The organism is Pseudomonas sp. B21-017 (assembly GCF_024749245.1).
GTDB lineage: Bacteria > Pseudomonadota > Gammaproteobacteria > Pseudomonadales > Pseudomonadaceae > Aquipseudomonas.
In genome coordinates, this window is the sequence record NZ_CP087194.1 from 477,614 (window position 1) to 499,675 (window position 22,062).

Annotated in this window: 13 protein-coding genes; 9 read left to right on the forward strand and 4 right to left on the reverse strand. The window is 58.8% G+C overall.

Features of this window, described 5'->3' with window-relative positions; genetic code table 11:
* Positions 1-3: 3 nt before the first annotated feature.
* The gene (gene putA / locus LOY28_RS02155; RefSeq protein ID WP_258612995.1) at positions 4-3,957 is read right to left on the reverse strand and encodes a trifunctional transcriptional regulator/proline dehydrogenase/L-glutamate gamma-semialdehyde dehydrogenase; all 3,954 of its coding nucleotides are present in this window, start codon (positions 3,955-3,957) and stop codon (positions 4-6) included.
* A 460-nt stretch (positions 3,958-4,417) separates the two neighbouring features.
* Between putA and putP the strand changes: the two genes are divergently transcribed.
* The 9 genes from putP (at position 4,418) to LOY28_RS02200 (ending at position 16,644) form a co-directional block, all read left to right on the forward strand.
* Positions 4,418-5,902 carry a sodium/proline symporter PutP gene (gene putP, locus LOY28_RS02160; protein WP_018928573.1) on the forward strand — a complete coding sequence of 495 codons (1,485 nt, stop codon included), beginning with the start codon at positions 4,418-4,420 and terminating at the stop codon, positions 5,900-5,902.
* A gap of 254 nt (positions 5,903-6,156) precedes the next feature.
* Positions 6,157-8,175: a type VI secretion system tip protein VgrG gene (locus LOY28_RS02165; RefSeq protein ID WP_258612996.1), complete on the forward strand. Its 2,019-nt coding sequence runs from the start codon at positions 6,157-6,159 to the stop codon at positions 8,173-8,175.
* Complete coding sequence (locus tag LOY28_RS02170) at positions 8,165-8,902, forward strand: DUF4123 domain-containing protein (protein WP_258612997.1); 738 nt, start codon at positions 8,165-8,167, stop codon at positions 8,900-8,902. Before LOY28_RS02165 ends, LOY28_RS02170 begins: the two co-directional genes overlap by 11 nt.
* Positions 8,902-13,560: an RHS repeat protein gene (locus LOY28_RS02175; RefSeq protein WP_258612998.1), complete on the forward strand. Its 4,659-nt coding sequence runs from the start codon at positions 8,902-8,904 to the stop codon at positions 13,558-13,560. The genes LOY28_RS02170 and LOY28_RS02175 overlap by 1 nt, the downstream gene beginning before the upstream one ends.
* Entirely contained in the window at positions 13,553-13,858 is a 306-nt protein-coding gene (locus LOY28_RS02180) for a contact-dependent growth inhibition system immunity protein (protein WP_258612999.1), read from the forward strand. The genes LOY28_RS02175 and LOY28_RS02180 overlap by 8 nt, the downstream gene beginning before the upstream one ends.
* Before the next feature lie 281 nt (positions 13,859-14,139).
* Positions 14,140-14,337: a hypothetical protein gene (locus tag LOY28_RS02185; protein ID WP_026331923.1), complete on the forward strand. Its 198-nt coding sequence runs from the start codon at positions 14,140-14,142 to the stop codon at positions 14,335-14,337.
* Positions 14,337-14,753 (forward strand): hypothetical protein, encoded by a 417-nt coding sequence (locus LOY28_RS02190; RefSeq protein WP_258613000.1) that lies wholly within the window; start codon positions 14,337-14,339, stop codon positions 14,751-14,753. The genes LOY28_RS02185 and LOY28_RS02190 overlap by 1 nt, the downstream gene beginning before the upstream one ends.
* Before the next feature lie 404 nt (positions 14,754-15,157).
* Positions 15,158-15,481 carry a hypothetical protein gene (locus LOY28_RS02195; protein ID WP_258614406.1) on the forward strand — a complete coding sequence of 108 codons (324 nt, stop codon included), beginning with the start codon at positions 15,158-15,160 and terminating at the stop codon, positions 15,479-15,481.
* A 323-nt stretch (positions 15,482-15,804) separates the two neighbouring features.
* Entirely contained in the window at positions 15,805-16,644 is an 840-nt protein-coding gene (locus LOY28_RS02200; protein ID WP_018928567.1) for a 23S rRNA (adenine(2030)-N(6))-methyltransferase RlmJ, read from the forward strand.
* 113 nt (positions 16,645-16,757) lie between these two features.
* Here LOY28_RS02200 and msrA read toward each other — a convergent pair whose 3' ends face one another.
* From msrA to LOY28_RS02215, 3 genes are all read right to left on the reverse strand, one after another.
* Positions 16,758-17,405, reverse strand: coding sequence for a peptide-methionine (S)-S-oxide reductase MsrA (gene msrA, locus LOY28_RS02205; protein ID WP_018928566.1), 648 nt, complete (start codon positions 17,403-17,405; stop codon positions 16,758-16,760).
* A 68-nt stretch (positions 17,406-17,473) separates the two neighbouring features.
* Positions 17,474-20,167, reverse strand: coding sequence for a bifunctional diguanylate cyclase/phosphodiesterase (locus tag LOY28_RS02210; protein WP_018928565.1), 2,694 nt, complete (start codon positions 20,165-20,167; stop codon positions 17,474-17,476).
* A 235-nt stretch (positions 20,168-20,402) separates the two neighbouring features.
* Positions 20,403-21,797 carry an alkaline phosphatase D family protein gene (locus LOY28_RS02215; RefSeq protein WP_258613001.1) on the reverse strand — a complete coding sequence of 465 codons (1,395 nt, stop codon included), beginning with the start codon at positions 21,795-21,797 and terminating at the stop codon, positions 20,403-20,405.
* Between the last annotated feature and the right edge of the window lie 265 nt (positions 21,798-22,062).

Below are 22,062 nucleotides of genomic sequence, written 5' to 3' on the forward strand. Positions count from 1 at the left end.
GGTTTAACCGATAGTCATCAAGCTGGCATTACCACCCGCCGCGGCGGTGTTTACGCTCAACGCCCGTTCGATCACCAGGCGCTCCAGCGCAATGTTGGTTTCACCCTGGGACAAACCATGAACCCCGACAATCGCCCCCGCCCGCTTGGCCACTTGCTGGCACACCGCGCGCAGCTGATCGGAATGGCCATGATGCAGAACGGCATCAACCACCACTTCGTCCTTGGTCCAGTCGGCCACCCGCTTGATCCGTGCCTGCACTTCTTTCGGCAGACGTGCGAACAAGGCCTTGCCCGGTTCCGCGTCCGGCCACACCGCCGAGCCGCCGACGGCCAATACCGCCGCCAGTTGAGTCAGCAGATCGCCTTCGACGTCCGCCAGGCACAGCACGTGTTCGCGCGGCAGGATGGCGTAGCTGTTGCGCTCGCCGGTCGGGCCGGCCAGCACGCGGGTGATCCCGCTTTGCGATTGTGCCGCGAACTGCACGCACAGGGCGCTCAGGTCCGTAAGCTTGTTGCTGTCGGCCCAGGCTTGCAGCGCGGTCAGCGGTTTGCTCATGGCGTCTCGCAGACGCACGTCCGGCGCTACGATAGCGTCGCCGCGAGCGAAGGATTGTTCGATCGCATCGGTAGGACGCGTCGACAGCAGACGGTACAGGTACAACGGACCGCCGGCCTTTGGACCGGTACCCGACAGGCCTTCGCCGCCGAATGGCTGCACGCCGACCACGGCGCCGACGATGTTGCGGTTGACGTAGACGTTACCGGCGTTGACGTTGTCGATCACCTTGGCGATGGTCTCGTCGATGCGCGTGTGTACACCCAGGGTCAGGCCGTAACCGGACGCGTTGATCTGGCCGATCAGTTGGTCGATGTCTTTGCGCTTGTAGCGCACCACGTGCAGCACCGGGCCAAAGATCTCCCGTTGCAGCTCGTCGAAGCTTTCCAGCTCGATCAGGGTCGGCATCACGAAGGTGCCGCGTTTGACTTCTTCGCTGTTGGCGATCGCCACCTGGTACACGTTGCGACCTTTGTCGCGCATGGCCTGGATGTGTTTCTCGATGCCGGCCTTGGCTTCGGCGTCGATCACCGGGCCAATGTCCACGGACAGGCGCTCCGGGTTACCGAGACGGCATTCCGCCATGGCGCCCTTGAGCATTTCGATGACACGATCAGCGGAATCTTCCTGCAAGCACAGCACCCGCAGCGCCGAGCAGCGTTGACCGGCGCTGTCGAAGGCTGACGACACCACGTCGATAACGACTTGTTCGGTCAGTGCCGAGGAGTCGACGATCATCGCGTTCTGGCCGCCGGTTTCGGCGATCAGCGGGATCGGACGGCCCTGAGCATCCAGGCGACCGGCGATGTTGCGTTGCAGCAGGCGCGCGACTTCGGTGGAGCCGGTGAACATCACGCCTTTGACCCGATCGTCGCCGACCAGACGGGCGCCGACGGTTTCGCCACGGCCCGGCAGCAGTTGCAGCACGCCTTCCGGAATCCCGGCTTCGAGCAGCAGGCGCACGGCTTGAGCAGCGACCAGCGGGGTTTGCTCGGCAGGCTTGGCCAGTACCGGGTTACCGGCGGCCAAAGCAGCAGCCACTTGGCCACTGAAGATTGCCAGCGGGAAGTTCCACGGGCTGATGCACACCACCGGGCCCAGTGGGCGGTGGGCGTCGTTGGTGAAATCGTTGCGTGCCTGCACCGCGTAATAACGCAGGAAGTCCACGGCTTCACGCACTTCGGCGATGGCGTTGGCGAACGTCTTGCCGGCTTCGCGAGCCAACAGGCCCATCAGCGGCTGGATCTCGCCTTCCATCAAATCGGCGGCACGTTCCAGGATCGCGGCGCGTTCGGCCGGCGGCGTGGCCTGCCAGATCGGCGCAGCATTCAAGGCGCATTGGATCGCGTTGTCGACGTCTTCGACGGTGGCTTCCTGCACATGGCCCACCACGTCACGCAGATCGGAAGGGTTCAGGACTGGCGCAGGGCTTTCAGTGCTGGAGGCGCAACCGAGCATCGGCGCGGCTTTCCAGTTGTTGTGCGCGGTGGCCAGCAGGGCGCACGACAGGGATGCCAAACGGTGTTCGTTGGCCATGTCGATGCCACTGGAGTTGGCGCGCTCGGCACCGTACAGGTCACGTGGCAGCGGGATGCGCGGGTGCGGCAGGCCGAAACCGCCTTCCAGCGTCGCCATCTGCTCGATGCTGGCCACCGGATCGGCCACCAGTTCCTGAATCGAAATCGACTGGTCGGCAATGCGGTTAACGAATGAGGTGTTCGCGCCGTTTTCCAGCAGACGACGCACCAGATACGCCAGCAGGGTTTCGTGGGTGCCGACCGGAGCGTACACGCGGCACGGACGGTTCAGCTTGCCTTCGGAGACTTTGCCTACAACCTGTTCGTAAAGCGGTTCACCCATGCCATGCAGGCACTGGAACTCGTACTGACCGGGGTAATAGTTCTGGCCAGCGATGTGGTAAATGGCCGACAGGGTGTGGGCGTTGTGCGTGGCGAATTGCGGGTAGATGACTTCCGGCACCGACAACAGTTTGCGCGCGCAGGCGATGTAGGAAACGTCGGTGTACACCTTGCGGGTGTAGACCGGATAGCCTTCCAGGCCTTCGACTTGGGCGCGTTTGATTTCGCTGTCCCAGTACGCGCCTTTCACCAGGCGGATCATCAGGCGATGACGGCTGCGGCGAGCCAGGTCGATCACGTAGTCGATCACGTAAGGGCAGCGCTTCTGGTAAGCCTGGATCACGAAACCGATACCGTTCCAGCCGGTCAGTTGCGGCTCGAAGCACAGGCGCTCCAGCAGATCCAGCGACAACTCGAGGCGGTCGGCTTCTTCGGCGTCGATGTTCAGGCCGATATCGTATTGCTTGGCCAACAGGGTCAGCGACAGCAGGCGCGGGTACAGCTCGTCCATCACCCGCTCGTACTGGGCGCGGCTGTAGCGCGGGTGCAAGGCGGACAGCTTGATCGAAATGCCCGGGCCTTCGTAAATCCCACGGCCGTGAGAGGCTTTGCCGATCGCATGGATGGCTTGTTCGTACGAGGCCAGGTACTTCTGGGCGTCATGTTCGGTGAGGGCGGCTTCGCCCAGCATGTCGTAGGAATAGCGGAAGCCTTTGGCTTCGAACTTGCTGGCGTTGGCCAGGGCTTCGGCGATGGTTTCGCCGGTGACGAACTGCTCGCCCATCAGGCGCATGGCCATGTCGACGCCCTTGCGGATCATCGGCTCGCCGCTCTTGCCGATGATGCGGCTCAGGGAGGAGGTCAGTCCGGCTTCATTGTGGGTGGCGACCAGTTTGCCGGTCAGCAACAGGCCCCAAGTGGCGGCGTTGACGAACAGCGACGGGCTGTTGCCCAGGTGTGGCTGCCAGTTGCCGGTGCTGATCTTGTCGCGGATCAAGGCATCGCGAGTGCCTTTGTCCGGGATGCGCAGCAGCGCTTCGGCGAGGCACATCAGCGCTACGCCTTCCTGGGACGACAGGGAAAACTCCTGCAACAGGCCCTGAACAATCCCGGCACGGCCGCCGGCGCTCTTCTGATTGCGCAGTTTCTCGGCAATCGAGGCAGCGAGCTTGTTGGTGGCGTCGCACATCGGTGCCGGCAGGCGAGCCTGTTCGATCAGCATCGGCACCACTTCAGGTTCCGGGCGACGGTAAGCGGCAGTGATCGAGGCGCGCAGCACCGATTGCGGCAGGATGCTTTCAGCGAATTCCAGGAAGCATTGGTGCGCGTGATCGACGTGGACCTCGCCCACCTCGTCAACTTCCTTGCCGTTCAAACCGTTCAGCTCGGACAGGGTTGCACCACCCTCGAGTTTTTCCAGGTAATTGAAAATTGCCTGCTTGATCAGCCAGTGCGGTGTGCGATCAATCGAGGTCGCGGCGGCCTTGAGGCGTTCGCGGGTCGGGTCGTCAAGTTTGACCCCAAGGGTGGTGGTAGCCATATTTTTATCCTCATGTTTGCCACGACCGCGTGGCATCAGCTGACGGCAAGATTAGCTGTGCGCTGGTTGAGGTGCAACCGGGTGCAACCCTTTTTTTGCCGGAATAATAAGCAGCTCGTCAGGAAATAAATTCTGGTACACCCGGACCGCTCCTGCTTGGTGCTTTTACTTCTAGCGCAATCCGGAAAACGCCCTAAAAAGGAGCAAAAACCGACTGTTTTCAGGTAAATCCGATTAGGTGCAACTTATTCGAACGAAACTGGTTGCACCTTATTTGCATTGTTGAATAGCATTCGCGGCCAAGGTGCAACCGGTCAAAAAATCGGAGCACCGGCTGATGGCTTTCCTGGGGAAACATCAGTCATAAATGCGCGGGCCCCCGAATCGTCTGTCAAACGTCATCGTTTGCGAGCGGTTCACCAGCCGCCGCTACATAAAAACAATGCCAGGGCGTAACTCAATGAGCGTAAGCAATCCAACCCTGATCACGTTCGTGATCTACATCGCAGCAATGGTGCTGATCGGCTTCATGGCCTATCGCTCCACCAACAACCTTTCTGACTACATTCTGGGCGGCCGTAGCCTGGGCAGCGTCGTGACCGCACTCTCTGCCGGTGCTTCCGACATGAGCGGCTGGTTGTTGATGGGCCTGCCGGGCGCTATCTACATGTCCGGTCTTTCCGAAAGCTGGATCGCCATCGGCCTGATCGTCGGTGCTTACCTGAACTGGCTGTTCGTCGCCGGCCGTCTGCGTGTGCAGACCGAGCACAATGGCGATGCGCTGACCCTGCCGGACTACTTCTCCAGCCGTTTCGAAGACAAAAGCGGCCTGCTGCGGATCATCTCCGCGGTCGTGATCCTGGTGTTCTTCACCATCTACTGCGCTTCCGGCATCGTGGCCGGTGCCCGTCTGTTCGAAAGCACCTTCGGCATGTCCTACGAGACCGCGCTGTGGGCCGGTGCTGCGGCGACGATTGCCTACACCTTCGTTGGTGGTTTCCTGGCAGTGAGCTGGACCGACACCGTACAAGCCACGTTGATGATCTTCGCCCTGTTGCTGACGCCGATCATCGTGCTGTTGGCCACTGGCGGCATCGACACCACGTTCCTGGCCATTGAAGCGCAAGATCCAAGCAACTTCGACATGCTGAAAAACACCACCTTCATCGGCGTGATTTCGCTGATGGGCTGGGGTCTTGGCTACTTCGGCCAGCCGCACATCCTGGCGCGTTTCATGGCGGCGGATTCGGTCAAGTCGATCGCCAACGCTCGTCGCATCTCCATGACCTGGATGATCCTGTGCCTGGGCGGCACCGTCGCCGTAGGTTTCTTCGGCATCGCTTACTTCTCGGCAAACCCAGCCCTGGCCTTGCCGGTGAGCGAAAACCACGAACGTGTGTTCATCGAACTGGCAAAAATCCTGTTCAACCCATGGGTTGCCGGTGTGTTGCTGTCGGCCATTCTGGCGGCGGTGATGAGTACCCTGAGCTGCCAACTGCTGGTGTGCTCGAGCGCCCTGACCGAAGACTTCTACAAAACCTTCCTGCGTAAAAGTGCTTCCCAGGTTGAGCTGGTCTGGGTCGGCCGTGCCATGGTGCTGCTGGTTGCGCTGATCGCTATCGCTCTGGCGGCTAACCCGCAAAACCGTGTACTGGGCCTGGTCAGCTACGCCTGGGCAGGTTTCGGTGCTGCGTTCGGTCCAGTTGTCCTGATCTCCGTGATCTGGAAAAACATGACCCGCAACGGCGCACTGGCCGGCATCCTGGTTGGCGCGACCACTGTGATCGTCTGGAAACACTTCGAACTGCTGGGCCTGTACGAAATCATCCCTGGTTTCATCTTCGCCAGCCTGGCGATCTACATCGTCAGCAAAATGGGCGCACCGACCAGCGGCATGCTTTCGCGCTTCGCTGCAGCCGAAAAGGATTTCCGCCTGAACCAGTGAGGGGGATGAGCTGATGCTCTGACCTTTCGCCGAACATGAAAACGGCCCGCTTCCTTTTGGAGGCGGGCCGTTTTTTTTGCGCTCCCACATTTGTTTGGTGGTGCTTCTGACAGGAATGTCTGTAGTGCTTTATCCAGTTTTTTGAAGGAAAAATCCCTAAAAAAGCAGGGTAAATCTGATTTCCTTGTCCCTCCATCAACACCCCTTGTCGCTCATGCAGAATCGCCCGCCTTCATTCTGCAGAGACACATCGGATGTTCGCGCCTGCCAATCAACCGCGTTTCACGTTGACCCTCGACGGCGTCCAGAATGAGCTCAAGGTGCTTGAGTTCACGGGCAAGGAAGCCATCAGCCAACCCTACCGTTTTGACCTGGAACTGGTCAGCGAGCGACCCGACATAGAGCTCGAAAGCCTGCTGCATCGTCAGGCGTTTCTGAGTTTCGATGCGCAAGGTTCCGGTATTCATGGTCAGATCTTTCGCGTCGGCCAAAGCGATTCCGGGCACCGTCTGACGGGTTACCAGATCAGTCTCGTACCGCGTCTGGCGTATCTCGACCGGCGTATCAATCAGCGGATCTTCCAGCACAAAAGTGTGCCGACGATCGTCACGCAAATCCTCAAAGACCATGGCATCCAGCGCGATGCCTTCGAGTTCCGGCTCGGCAGTGACTACCCCGATCGCGAGTACTGCGTGCAATACGCTGAAAGCGATCTGGCGTTCATCCAGCGCCTGTGTGCCGAGGTCGGCATTCACTATCACTTCCAGCACAGCCCCGACGGGCACCTGTTGGTGTTCGGCGATGACCAGACGGTTTTCCCCCGTCTGCCCGAGCCGACGCTGTACCTGCCGGGCAGCGGGATGGCTGCGGATGCGCCGGCGATCAAGCGTTTCAATGTACGGCTGGAAACCCGGACCACCGCAGTCACCCGTCGCGACTACGACTTCCAGAAACCGCGTTTGCAACTCGAGAGTCGCCTCGACAGCGAGCAGCGACCGGTGCTGGAGGACTACCACTTCCCCGGCCAATTCACCGATCGCGAACACGGCAAGCACCTGGCTCAACGAGCGCTGGAGCGACACAGCGCGGATTACCGTCAGGCCGAAGGTCGCGGCGACGAATCCGCATTGGTCAGCGGGCATTTCCTATACCTGGCCGAACACCCGCGTCAGGCGTGGAATGACCTGTGGTTGATCACCGAAATCGAACACCGCGGCCGTCAACCGCAGGTGCTGGAGGAGTCAGCCACCAGCGACAGCCCGGATGATTTCCAGGGTTATCGCAATACCTTTCTGGCGACGCCGTGGGACGTTTCTTTTCGCCCACCGCTGGGGCCTGAAAAGCCACGGATGCTCGGCTATCAACCCGCAGTGGTCACCGGTCCGACGGACAGCGAAATCCATTGCGACGAGTACGGTCGGGTCAAGGTTCAGCTCGCCTGGGACCGTGACGGTCAGCTCAACGAGCACTCCAGTTGTTGGTTGCGCGTAGCCACTGGCTGGGCTCACGACCGTTACGGCAGCGTGATGATTCCGCGCGTCGGCATGGAAGTGCTGGTGGGGTTTATCGATGCCGATGCCGACAAACCGCTGGTGATGGGTTGCCTGCCCAACGCCGCGACGCCTGTGCCCCTCGATCTGCCGGCGGACAAGACCCGCAGCATTTTCCGCAGCCAAAGCAGTCCCGGTGGCGGCGGTTACAACGAATTGCGCATCGAGGATCGCAAAGGGGCCGAGGAAATCTACCTGCGCGCCCAGCGCAACTGGACTCAGCACGTCCTCAACGATCAACAGGTGCAGGTTGATAACCAGCGCAGCATCGTCGTCACCGGCACCGCCCGCCATGAGTTGAAGGCCGACGAAAAGCGCATCACCCATGGCCAGCGCCAGACCGAAGTGCGGTTGGACGATCACCTGGTGGTGGTCGGCGACCGGCACATTCGCGTGAGCAATCAAGCCCTCAATGCCAGTCAGCAATTCCACGTCAGCGCCGGCCAACAAGTGGTCATCGACGGCGGCGCCAGCGCGACCATTCAGGCGGGCGGGCAGTGGATCAACATCGGCCCCGGCGGGATTTTCAGCAGCGTGCCGATTCAGGTCGGTGGGGCACCGATGGCGGCCATGGCTTCTGCGCCGAACTTGCCGGATGTGCCGTTGAAGCTTGCGGCGGCCCCGGCGGCGCTGCTCAGTGCCGCGCAGATTCTCAGCCTGCAAAGCGACGCGCCGTTCTGCGAAGAGTGTGAGCGCTGCAAGGGCGGTGTCTGTGCTGCCTGATGTTTTGTCGCCTCGCGCCTGGCTGGAGCGCCAGCCACTGCAACCGTCGGAGCAACTGTTCGCGATTTTCAGCAGCGCCAGTGCCGCCGAACCGTTCAAAACCTGGCAACGCTCGATCACTGCACAAGCGCCGAGCCCGATCTGGGCCGGCACTGCCTACGCCGAGTGGGAAGCGGTGATGCCCTATGTCGGAATCGTCACCGCTGACAGTGAGTTTCTGGACTGGGTAGCCGCCACTGAGTCCCGCGATTGGGGTTGGCTGGCGGTGTCTTGCGCCACTCAAGAGGCGTTGGTCGAGCATTTGCGCAGCCTCACACACGTTCTGATGCCCAACGGCAACGCGGTGTTTTTCCGCTATTGGGATGGGCGCTATGTGCTGCCGATTCTGCAGTCTGCCGAGGTTAACGCTGCGCAACTGATGCCGGTGATCGGGCGTTGCCTGATCAATGGCCAAGCGTTGGACGTCGGTGGGAGTGCGCTGAAAACCGCCAGGGTTTTTCCGTGGTGGGAGGTTTCCGAGTTGCTGCTCAACCACCTCGCCACCGAGTCCGCGACAACGCATATCAACAACCTGCTGAAGTGGTTGAGCGAGGACCGTCCTGATCTTTATGAGGCGTTCTCCGAAAGCGTGTTGCGGCGCAAAGTCGCGAGCTTTCTTGAGACGCCCGACCTGCCTCAAGCGCCGAAATCAGCGTTGGTGGATTACCTGATGACGGAGCTGGACTGATGGATCAGATCGTACGGATCGAGCAGGAGCTCGACGGTTTCAAAGACACACTGGTTTTGTATCGCCAACAGCTTGGCAACTTCTTGAGCCGGAATGCGGACAAGGTCAGCCGGGCGATGGACATGCCTTCGCTGTTGGATATGGAGCGGGTGATAAAACTCGGCGACACCACGACTGCGGTGAGCAGTGGCGACGATGATTTTATCTCGGGTCTTGCGCAGTGTCCGGACGGCGGAACTCTGCAGATCGAGAGCAAGTTCGAATCGGTTTATGACATTCCATTGGGGAATATTCAGGTCGATGTGATTGCCGTTGATGGCGGCGAAAGCACGCCAGTCACGCTCGATGAACATGGTAAAGGGCAGTTCACAGGCACACCCGGCAAGTTCTATCGCGTTCATGTCCAGGGTGAAGTTGCACCCTCGAAAATCAACGATCTTTTTGATTCTTACAAAGGCCTGACCAGCGACTTGGAGGGCTGGCTACGCAGTGAGTGGGAAGGTTTCAAACCTCAGTGGTCGCAATCGACTTTTGCGGCTGCCGGTAGCGGCCTGCTTGCGGGCAGTTGGGCGGCAGTCATGGGCGTTTGGGACAGCCTCAGCCTGCTCTCGGACATCCTCAAGGATCCCGGCCGGTTCGCAGAGCGGTTGGGCAGCGGTGCCGATCAGTTGCGTGAGCTGGCGGAAAAATCACCGCAAGTGATGCAAAAAATCCAGCTACTGGCCAGTGACGAAGCGGCGCTCTGTTTACTGTTGCGTACTGCCAGTCTCTGGCTGGAAATGCTGCCGCCCAGCGAGATCGCCGGCAACGCGGCAGAGGCGGCCAGCCAAGTCATCGTCTCGGTGCTGATCGATATTCTGATTGCTTCGGTACTGGCTTTCACAGGTGTCGGCATACCCGCCGCCAAAGCCTATTTAACGGCTCGCGGTCTTAAATACGGGATGGGGCTGGCCAGTCTCGCGATGCGCTTCGTTGAGGCAACGTTCAATATCCTCAGCGCCTTCATGAAGTACGTCGACCAGTACAAAGCGGTCGCCGCACGCGGTGTTGCAGCGGGCCTGAAAAAAGGCCGGATGCAACTGCGCTGGGATGCCAAACGCAACACCACACTCAAGCAAAACGAACACCACGACGACTCCCCGGATCAGGCGAAAAACCCCAACGGCGACAGCGCCGACTCAGTCGACAAAACTGCGACCAACAAATGCCCGGTGTCGATGGTCACCGGCGAAGAACTGCTGACCCTCACCGACGGTGCGCTGGACGGCATCCTGCCGTTCGACTTCACCCGACTCTATCGCACCAGCGCCGCCGAGATCGACTGCGGCCTCGGCTTTGGCTGGAGCCATTCGCTCGCCCATCGACTGGAGATCGACGGCGACCAGGTCATCTGGATCGACCACGAAAACCGCCGCACCACTTTCCCGCTGCCGAGCAGCGAACGCCCGGCGATCCACAACAGCCTGTCGCGCGCGGCGATTTATCTCGGCGATGCCCCTGAAGAACTGATCCTCGCCCAGGCCGGCGACGACACGCGGTTCTACCACTTTCACCAGGGTCGGCTGACGGCGATCAGCGACGCCTACGACAACCGCCTGCGCATCACCCGCGACCGCCAGGAGCGCATTCAGCGCCTCGACAACGGCGCCGGCCGCGCCTTGCTGTTGCGTTACGACTGCGCCCACCTGATCGCCGTCGACTACCAGTGTTTCCGCCCGGCGCAGACCCTCGCCGAGGCCTGGTATACCGAGCAGACGCTGGTCAGTTATCACTACGACGAACGCGATCAACTGATCGAAGCGAGCAATGCCGCCGGCGAAAGCGAACGTTACGACTACGACGACAACCACGTAATTTTGCAGCGGCAACTGGCCGGTGGCGCGAGTTTCTTCTGGGAGTGGGAAAGGTCCGGCAAGGCGGCGCGCTGCGTGCGGCACTGGGCGTCGTTTGCGCAGATGGATGCGCGCTACGTCTGGGATGATGCGGGCAGCGTCACGGTCCTGAACATCGACGGCAGTGAAGAGGTTTACGTCCACGACGACCGGGCGCGGCTGGTGCGCCGGGTTGGGCTGGATGGCGGTGAACAGCTCAAGGCCTACGACGAGCAGGGCCGGTTGGTGGCCGAGCAGGATCCACTCGGGGCCGTCACTGAATACCGCTACGACGACGTCGGACGATTGGTGGCGCTGATTCCGCCGGAGGACGAACCGACGTCCTACGAGTATCGCAACGGTTTCTTGCACGCGCGCTATCGCGGCAAAGCGGTGTGGAAATACCAGCGCAATGCTCAGGGCGATGTCACCGAAGCGACCGATCCCGACGGGCACGTTACCCATTACCACTACGACCCTCAGGGGCGGTTGCTGTCGATCCGCTACCCGGACACCAGCCGCCATGTCTTCGTCTGGAATGCCCTGGGGCAGCTGCTCGAAGAGACCTTGCCGGACGGCGGGCAGCGGCGCTTTTCCTACGATGTCCTGGGGCGACAGACGACCCGTCAGGACGAACATGGTGCGGTAACCCAATACCAATGGGACGCCGTCGGCCGACTGATCCAGACGACATTGCCTACCGGGGCCTCCCGGGCGTTCAGTTACAACGCCTACGGCAAGATCACCGCTGAACGCGACGAACTGGGCCGCGTCACCCGCTACGAATACGTCGACGATCTGCACCTGGTCAGCCGCCGGATCAACCCCGACGGCACCCAGCTCCAGTACCGCTACGACAACGCGCAGCTGCTGCTCACGGAAATCGAGAATGAATCCGGCGAAACATATCGGCTGGACTACACACCCGGCGGATTGATCCGACAGGAAACCGGTTTCGACGGCCGCCGCACCGCCTACGTCTACGACCTCAACGGCCATCTGCTGGAGAAAACCGAATTCGGCGATGACGGCTCGCAGCTGGTTACCGGGTACGAGCGGGATGCGGAAGGACGGCTGTTAGTCAAAACCTTGCCCGACGGCATCCAGGTCCAATACCGCTACGACAGCCTCGGTCGATTGGTCAGCGTCGACGACGGCCACGACCATCCGCTGGAATTCGAATACGACCAGCAGGACCGGCTGATCACCGAGCATCAGGGCTGGGGCACGCTGCGTTATGCCTACGACGCCTGCGGCCAACTTAACCGCCTGCGCCTGCCGGATGGCAGCAAGCTCGACTACCACCACGCCAAGGGTGGTGCGCTGACGGCTATCGACCTTAATGGCACACGTCTTACAAACCACACGTACAAATCCGGTCGAGAACTACAGCGCCAGCAAGGCCTGCTGCTCAGCGAATATGCCTACGACGAACAGGGCCGGCTAAAGGCCCACGCCGTCAGTCAACAGCAAAAAAGCCTGTACCGCCGCGACTATGCCTACAGCCTCAACGGCAATCTCGACCACATCGCCGACACCCGCCACGGCCAGCGCAGTTACCAGTACGACCCGCTGAACCGGCTGACCCGCGTCCGCCACTCCCACGACCAACAGCCGGAAAGCTACGCCCACGACCCAGCCGGCAACCTGCTGATGCAGGACCGCCCCGGCCCGACGACCGTCAAAGGCAATCGCCTGCTGATGCAAGGCGACCGCCATTACGACTACGACGCCTTCGGCAACCTGATCCGCGAACGCCGTGGCACCGCGCAAAAACTCGTCACCGAATACCGTTACGACTGCCAGCATCGGTTGGTCGGTGTCACATTGCCGGATGGAAGCTGTGCGAGTTATCGCTACGACGCCTTCGGCCGCCGCATCGCCAAAACCATCGACGGCAAAACCACCGAGTTCTTCTGGCAGGGCGACCACCTCGTCGCTGAAAGCAGCAATGAGCACTACCGCAGCTACATCTACGAACCCGGCAGCTTCCGCCCGCTGGCCATGCTCGACGGCAAAGGCCCGCGTAAGGCTTGTCCCTTCTACTACCAGCTCGACCACCTGGGTACACCGCTGGAACTGACCGATTTTGGTGGTGAGATCGTCTGGTCGGCGAAGTACAACGCCTACGGCAAAGTCACGGACCTCGCACTCGGTGGAGGCGAGCAGCTCGACCAACCACTGCGTTTCCAGGGGCAGTACTTCGACGTCGAGAGCGGTCTGCACTACAACCGGCATCGGTACTATGATCCGCAGGTGGGGCGGTATCTGACGCCGGATCCGATCAAGCTAGCCGGTGGGCTGAACCAGTACCAGTACACGCCGAATCCGACGGGGTGGGTTGATCCGTTGGGGTTGGCATGTCTACCTTGCCCCGGTGAGCCTGAAGGGCCGTTTAGCGAAATTGTTCCGGGTGGTGGCTTGGGGGCTCATGAAGCTCGAGGCGGGCATTTGATCGCGAAACATATAGGTCGAACGGAAGCTCAATTGAGGGCTAGGCTTACAGCAGAACCGAGAATACCAATTGCGTCCACATTTGCTAATAGGGTTGAAGCTGAGGCGGCTGTTTCAGGCGTTATTGATAATAATAAGAAAAAAATTGATGATTTTTTGAGTGGTCAAGAAAGAAGGCTAGTTATTAATCAAGTGGTGCCAGCACCTGCAGGTGTTGGTGTAGTGCGCGAGAGTGGAAAGCTTGAAGCATTATCAAAAATAAGGTTAATACTTCAACGAGATCCGGGTTCTCCAACTGGGTATTTCATATTGACAGGGTTTGTAAATGAATAGTGATGATTTTCCGCGCCTTTATCAGTTTTTTGGAGCTTACTTTCATGAAGATTGGATGTGTGAGTTTAAAACGGCTGATGATGTTGTTAAATCGTTTTTATCGGGCTCTAGTAAGGAGGCTGTTTCAGCGGCTAGGGAAGAGATAAGTATGCTTCTGATGGAGTCGGCGGGTGAGGGGGAGTTGCGAGATTTTTTGTTAAAGGATATGGGGGCTTGTTATTGCTATTGGCATGAGTGGCCTTCGGGAGAGTCGTGGTTAAAGCACGTTGTTGTTCTCCTTGGTGGTGAACGGAAATAGAGTAAATAAGTTCTTTATTTTTTACTACTTTAATTGTGTTTCTTTATGGCCGGTCTTTGAAGAATGATGTTGTTAATGATTGTTAAAAATGGATCGCAGTAGTGCGAGGTACGGATAGGAGTCGGGCAGATAGTTCGGGTTCTGCTGTTCAGCAACAAACCACTAGCTGCGAACTTCGTGGTGAAAGCAAGAGTTGGAGAGCCGTTCCAAGCTCTAGGTTTATAAGCCATAGAGCACAGCTGAATGCTTATAATGAAGTGATGACAAGGGAGGCTAGAAAAATGTCTCGTTTTACTGGGGAGGATAGTAAAGGAAATTTGGTAGTAAGAATGGAGGCTGAAAATGTAGGTCAGGGATATGAGCCTAATCCTTTAGACCCAGAAAATCCGCGTTTCATTCCTCAGATGAATGCCTTTGAGATGAAATTCGATTTTGAGACATTGAAGCCTATAGCGCTTTATCCGATAGAGAAAATCTAATGTTGATGCATCCGTATCTTAATGTTCCATATAATCCAAGTGTAGAGCACTTTCTCGGTGGGTTCGATATATATGATCGCGAGGAGAGTCTTGGGGTTGAGTTGTCGGCGTACGATCCTGGGTGTCCTTCAGATAGAGAATTTTTAATATCCCGGTTTATTGTCAAACGCTTCGCTGCGTTGAGTTATCGGCACAAGTTTGTTTTGTTCTTTGTGTTGGGAGAGGCTCTTGATGGTGACTCGAGTGTTTTTTCTGAGATTTTGGAACATGATCCGATGTCTCCCTCCTCGCTCCCTCCTGGGTGGAATGAAATGGAAAATCCTAGGGCGTTTTTTGAAGATGTGTACCTCAAGTTATCCGAGGCGTGGGTTGATGATCTGTATAAAGCAAGTCAGGAGGATTTTTTAACTTGGTGAAAGCTATCATAAAATCGCTAATAGATTGTCTGGCAGACTGGATCGGGCATGATGGCTACGGCTGCGAAATTTCCGGGCAGGATTATCGGAAGTTTCCTTCAGCTCGTATCGGTTTCCATGAACTGGTTTGAAATGCATTCCATCGATAGTCTCTGGTGGTCACTGAAGACTCAGTGGCGGGGTGTAGGAACCCTTCAAAGTCGTTGGAAATGTATTAGCGTTGAAGCTTGGTTTGCGGCCGTTAACGTGCGTCCGTAATATCAGTTGCGGCGGTTGTGCGCGGGCACGCTTCGGCGTGGTCGAGTTTTCCAAAGGCCTCGATATTCCTACCCCGCGCATAGCTGCCACCCCAGCCTGTAGGAAGGCTGATGGCAGTTCCTGTTTACTGCCTCTGGAACTTGAAAATGAAAAATCTTCACCCCGACCCACCCTACGAAAAACCAATTCCCCACCCCAAAAGCCGCTTCATGGCCCTAACCGGCAACTGCACCGACATGCCCACGCTATTCGTCGATACCCACGCGCCACTGGATATCTTGACCGACACTGCCAGCTATCGAATTCGCGCAGTTACTCAGGTGCTTGAGAACATGTCCATGCGAGGTTCGGTCGAGTGCGAATCCTTCATTCTTAGTGATTTTGCTTTGCTCTGTGCCATTTCATTGCGCGATGGGTGTGATGTGCTGGATGTGGTGGGGCGGCGGTTGCGGGCTCGGCCTTCGGAATAACGTCGAGTGGCTTTTGTGGCGAGGGAGCTTGCTCCCGTTGGGCTGCGTAGCAGCCCCAAAGCCTGCAATCCCGTTTTGTCAGCTGTACCGAGTGGTTTGGTTTGGCGACTGCTTCGCAGTCGAGCGGGAGCAAGCTCCCTCGCCACAGGTTATGGGGTGGTCTGGATATTTTGGGGCTGCTTTGCAGCCCAACGGGGGCAAGCCCCCTAGCCACAGGGTTTATGGATTGGCGCGGTATTGGGGTTGTACTTGCCCGCTCAGCCGCGAACCCCTGACGTTCTGCGCCGTACAAGGTAAACTTCCCGGCCTTCGCAGGAGCAGCCATGAATTATCGTCACGCCTTCCATGCCGGCAATCACGCCGATGTGTTCAAACACCTGACTTTGACCCGCCTCATCGCCTTGATGTCGCGCAAGGAGCAGCCGTTTGCTTATCTCGACACTCACGCCGGCATCGGCCTGTATGACCTGCAGGGCGATCAGGCCAGTCGTACCGGTGAGTACCTGGAAGGCATCGCGCGGTTGTGGGATCAGCCGGATTTGCCAGCGCTGACCGCTGATTACATGAAGGTGTTGCACGAGATGAACCCGGATGGCCAGTTGCGCTATTACCCGGGGTCGCCGGAGTTGGCGCGGCGTTTGACCCGGCCGCAGGATCGCGTGTTGCTCAATGAGAAGCACCCGGAAGACGGTGTGTTGCTCAAGGACAACATGAAGGGCGATCGTCGGGTGAAGGTTCACCTGGGCGAAGGCTGGCATGTGCCGCGTGCGCTGCTGCCGGTGCCGGAGAAGCGGGCGGTGATGTTGATCGATCCGCCGTTCGAACAGCTTGATGAGATGCAGCGTTGTGCGGCGTCGTTGAAAGAGGCGATTGGCCGTATGCGCCAGACGGTGGCGGCGATCTGGTATCCGGTGAAGGATCAGCGGGCGTTGCGGCGCTTCTATCAGGATCTGGCCGGAACGGGCGCGCCTAAGTTGTTGCGGGTGGAGTTGTTGGTGCATCCGCTGGATACGCCGAACAGCCTGAACGGTTCGGGGTTGGCGATTGCCAATCCGCCGTGGGGGCTGGAAGAGGAGTTGCGTGAGTTGCTGCCGTGGTTGTCCAAGAAGTTGGGGCAGACCCAGGGTGGGTGGCAGATGGATTGGTTGATTGCCGAGAGTTAATCAGTTGCATGTGTGGCGTCTAGTCGGACGCCTTCGCGGGCAAGCCTCGCTCCTACAGGTCGGTGTGACCGTAGGAGCGAGGCTTGCCCGCGAAGCTTTTCAGCGTCCGAAATTTAGATCGGGCACGTCACGCCAGTACCGCCAATCCCGCAATACCCCTCAGGATTCTTGGCCAGGTACTGCTGGTGATACGCCTCGGCGTAGTAGAACGTCGGTGCTTCGTCGATCTCGGTGGTAATGATGCCTTTGCCCGCTTTGGTCAGTTCCGCCTGGAACACTTTCGCGCTGTTCTTCGCCGCTTCCAGTTGTTCCGGTTTGGTGCAGTAGATCACCGAGCGGTACTGGGTGCCGATGTCGTTGCCCTGGCGCATGCCCTGGGTCGGGTTGTGCAGTTCCCAGAACATTTTCAGCAGCTGTTCGTAGCTGACTTTTTCCGGCTCATACACCACGAGCACCACTTCGGTGTGCCCGGTCAGGCCCGAGCAGACTTCTTCGTAGGTCGGGTTCGGCGTGAAGCCGCCGGCATAACCGACCGAGGTGCTGAACACGCCTTCGCGCTGCCAGAATTTGCGTTCCGCGCCCCAGAAGCAACCCAGGCCGAAGATTGCGAATTCTACGTTGCCCGGAAACGGACCCAGCAGCGGGTTGCCGTTGACGAAGTGTTTCTCCGGAACCTTGATCGGGGTTTCGCGGCCAGGCAGAGCTTGTTCTTTAGTCGGGAGCACGTTTTTGTTCACCAGAATTTCCGAGCGCAGAACCATGATCAGTCCTCTCAGTCAGGTTGAGATGTAAATACAGACTGCCAGTTTGCCCGAGTGTTACGTCGCTGTCAGGCGATTGGGCCGCGCGGGTAGCGTTTGAGCTTTTCGATCAGCTCGGAGCCCGGGATCGGTCGGTCGAACAGGTAGCCCTGGCCGACGTCGCAGCGGTGGCGGCGCAGGAAGGCCAGTTGCTCGGCAGTCTCGATGCCTTCAGCCACGACCTTGAGTTTCAGGTTGTGGGCCATGGCAATCACGGCGGAGGTGATTTCCATGTCGTCCTGGTTGTCCGGGATTTCGTGGATGAAGCTTCGATCGATCTTGATGATGTCGATCGGGAATTTTTTCAAGTAGCTGAGCGACGAGTAACCGGTGCCGAAGTCGTCCATCGCCAGGGTCAGGCCCAGACGCTTGAGCTGATCGAGCTGCAAGTGCGTGTCTTCGGTGGCTTCCAGCAGCAGGCCTTCGGTCAGTTCCAACTCCAGCAGGTTCGCCGGCAGCGCTTCTTCCTTGAGGATGTTGGCGATGGACGCCACCAGGTCCGGGTCGGAGAACTGCTTGGGCGACAGGTTGATCGCCACTTGCAGGTTGCCCAGGCCAGCGGCGGTCAGGTCTTTGCTCATACGGCAGGCCTGGCGGGCGATCCATTTGCCGATCGGGATGATCAGCCCGGTTTCTTCGGCCACGCTGATGAATTGGTCCGGGCGGATCATGCCTTTTTCCGGATGGTTCCAGCGCAACAGCGCTTCCATCCCCAGCAAGCGACCACTGCGCAGGCACAGCTTGGGCTGGTAGAACACGTCCAGCTCGTTCTGGGTCAGGGCGCGGCGCAGGTTGTTTTCGACGAACAGTTTGTAGCTGGCCTCGGCGTTCAGCGCTTCGGTGAACACTTGCACCTGGTGTTTGCCGTTGGCCTTGGCCTTGTGCAGCGCCAGGCCGGCGTTGCGCATCAGCGTCTGTGGGTCGCGACCGTGCAGCGGCGCGCAGGCCAGGCCCACGGAGCCGGTGACGCTGATCAACTGGTTGTCGACGAACATCGGTTTGTCGAGGGTTGCCAGCAATTGATTGGCAACCTGCTGGCCCGCCGAGAGGTCAGTGTCGTCCAGCAGCACCGCGAATTCGTTACTGGCAAACCGCGCCAGACTGCCGCTCGAACTCAGGCTGTTGCGCAGGCGCCGCGCCAGGCTGATCAGCAGTTTGTCGCCGGTCTGGTGGCCGAGGCTGTCGTTGATCCGCTTGAAGTTGTCGATGTCCACCAGCAGCAGGCTGATGGGTGTATCGCTGTCTCGGGCGAAGCGCTCATCGAGGTTGCGGATGAACGCCGGGCGGTTGCCGAGGTTGGTCAGGTTATCGGTGTAAGCCAGGCGCTCGATGCGCTGCTGGGCGAGCTTGGTCTGGGTGATGTCTTCGTAGATGCCGATGTAGTGCGTCAGCTCACGGTTGTCGCCGTAGACCTTGGAAATCGACAACTGGCCCCAGTAGGGTTCGAGGTTTTTACGTCGGCTCTTGAACTCGCCCTGCCAGCTGTTGCTTTTGGCCAGCGCCGACGGAGCGTCGAACAGCAGTTCGCTGAGGTTTTCCAGCGCCGGCAGTTCCGACAGCCGCTGGCCGTGGACTTCCTCGGTGGTGTACTGGGTGATCGCGGTGAAGCTTGGGTTGACGTACTCCACCACGCCGTCGCAATTGACCAGCAGAAAGGCGTTGGCGCTTTGTTCCACCGCACGCTGGAACAGGTGCAGGGCGCTGGTGGCGGTACGGCGGTTGTGGTTGTTGATGACTTGGGCGAATTGATCCGCCAGTTCGCCGGCAAAGGCGATTTCGTCCGATTGCCAGGCGCGGGTCGCCCCGATCTGTTCCAGGCAGAGCACGCCGACCACCTGGCCATCGACACGGATGCTGGCGTCGAGCATGGCGTTGACGTCGCGCGGGCGCAGGTACTCGGCGATTTCCCGGGTGCGCGGGTCGCGCATGGCGTTGTGGGCGTCGATGGCGCGGCCGGTGTGCAAGGCCTCGAGGTAATCGGGAAAACCACTGGCGTCGATCGGCTTCGGCAGTTGGTGATTGCGGGTGGCACGGTGATAGGCCGAGATCGGCGTCAGTAGCGAGCCATCGAGGTTCCACAGGCTGGCGCAGTCGATTTCATAGATGTCGCAGGCGCTGCGGGTGATCAGTTCGGCGGCTTCTTGCAGGGAGTTGTTGGTGCTATAGCGCTGGCGGGTCAGCAGCAGGATCAGGTCTTGCTGGGCGCGCACCCGGTCCAGGTGCTGCAGTTGTTCCTGCTGGGCACGTTGATTGAGTTCCAGGGCGATTTGCAGGCGTGAGTTCTGGGTTTCCAGATCCAGCGCCGGCAGCAAGGGTTCGCCGTCGAACAGACCGTCCACCACCATCAGGTAGCCGCGCAGCAGGTGCCGATTGTGTTGTTTGTAGGCTTCGCCCAGTTCCAGCAGACTCAGAACGCCGGCGGCGGTGTGCAAGGTGTAGCGGATCAGGTAATGCGGGCTTTCGGTGAGTTGCTGCTGGATCGTGTCATGCAGTTGATAGCGCGCTTCGGGCTCCATCAGGCTGGCGTAGGGCGAGCCGACCAGAGCACAAAGCTCCACCGCCGGCAGGCCGAACTGTCGTTCGCAATTAGGATCGAGAAACAGCAGCGCCCAGCTTGGTTCATTCAGCCGTTCGAAACGCAGCATGCCGAGCCGCGAGGGCACAGGCAACTGCGTCACTACCTCGGCCACCATACGGCTGGCGGCATCGGGTTGGCTTTTCATTGAAGGAAACTCGCTTCGAATATGCTGATCGCGCCGGGCTCTCGCCCTCTTTACTGTTGCCTGCGGCAAGGTTGCATCATTGCGACACCGACTGACAAGAGACATGAAGGCCAAGTGCTATAAGAATATGTCGGCAGGCGCACAGTTTTCTCCAGCGAGGCGTCAAAAAGTAATGTTGTGGGCCAAAAGATTGCAGCCCGTAGGGGCTGCCGAAGGCTGCGATCTTTTCGAGGGATCAACGAAATTTGATGCTGATCGACTGCAATGGCTTGCCATCCCGATCGTGATAATTGACGCGAACCTGCTCGGCCTCGACGATCAGATGCGCGAAGTTGTCCTGGCTGATCACCTCGCTGGTCAGTTCATGCCGATAGTCGCCTGCCGCTGTTCGGGCCAGGGCCTGATCGAGGATGAAGGTCGATGCCTTGGCGTACGGCAGCAGTTTGCTGTTGCACAACGGTGAAGACACGATGGTGTGGACTTCGAAATCCGGGTCCTCGCTGTGGGTCAGGCGACTGGTGAGGGAGCCGTGGACATCGCCGGAGATGAACAAGACGTTCTTGATACGGCGTGTACGAATCGTCTCCAGCAGCCGTAGGCGTTGCTCCGGGAAGGCTTTCCAGGCGTCATCACCGTGAAGTTTACGGTCGGGATAGAACATGACGCTGGTGACCACGAATTTGACCCGGGCCGGGTTATTGATCAGCCATTTGAGCAGCGCCTGTTCCTGTTCTTCGTCAAGGATGCGCCGGTCGTTGGCCCACAGATTGCGTCGGGTTCGACTGTCGGTGACAAACCACCCGATATCACCCTCGGAGAACTGATACCAATACTTTTCCAGTCTTTTGCTTACTTGCCCATTGGCCAGCAGCTCATACGTGGGGCTGTGACTGGCTTGATATAACTCATATGCTGCAATGGCGTTTTTGTATAAGTAATCATCGGCGTTACTTTTGTTGGCGGGCCAGTTGTCTTCTATTTCATGGTCGTCGAGGATCATGTAAGTCGGCATGCCCGACATTAACTTGGAAATATGAGGCTGCGAAAAGGCTGTGCGGTATTTTTTGAGAATGTCCTTGTATTCCCGGTCGGGGGCCACGAGGTTCAAGTCGTCGACGTAAATCTGATCGCCAGTCATCAGCATGGCACTGACGGGCGGTTCGGCGCTGTCCGCCAGGCTGTTGATCGAGGCAAAAATCCGGTCGCCCAACTGTGGGGCCGACGCAATGCCGGCGGTCATTCGCAGGTAACGACACGAGCCGACGATATAGGCCCGTGGCTGGCTGATTTTGCTGGACTGCGTGCGAAAGCGGTAAATCTCCCGTGGCCATTGCAGCGGCAGTTCCTGAACTGTCTCCACGGTATGCACCGGGCTCATGGGGCTGAACCAGCCTGCCTGGTACTCATAGTCGGTGTCGGTGACCAGGTCATTGAGTGCAATGACATCGGACATGTCGCGCAAGACGGACAGTTTTGCAAATACGCCTTTGGACCAGAGTTTCTCGCCTGTGCGTCGATAACGGATGCCCGCAAATACCAAGGCATCGATCTGTAATTCGCCGCGCAAGAAAATACGCGCATGGTTAGTTGTGGTATGGCCGATAATTGGGCCGACAGTTGGTTTGAACATGTTCGAATCCATTCGAGGTAATGCTAACTAAGCAAATTAAGTCATCGAGGTTTCTATTAGAAATCTCCGAACTAAGCCTAGTTATTGGCTGGAGAAAAATATCGGGCAGAAGTGGACTGGGATTGTAGGTGGCGTAAGCCTTAGATGTAGGAATAAGGCATGAAGAGGGTCAATCCCGTAGCAGCAGCCTCGCAAGCTCGACAGCTGCTACATAGGATGCTGAAACGCGGAGGGCTTTCTTCAGGGCAAAAAAAAGCCCCGCCAA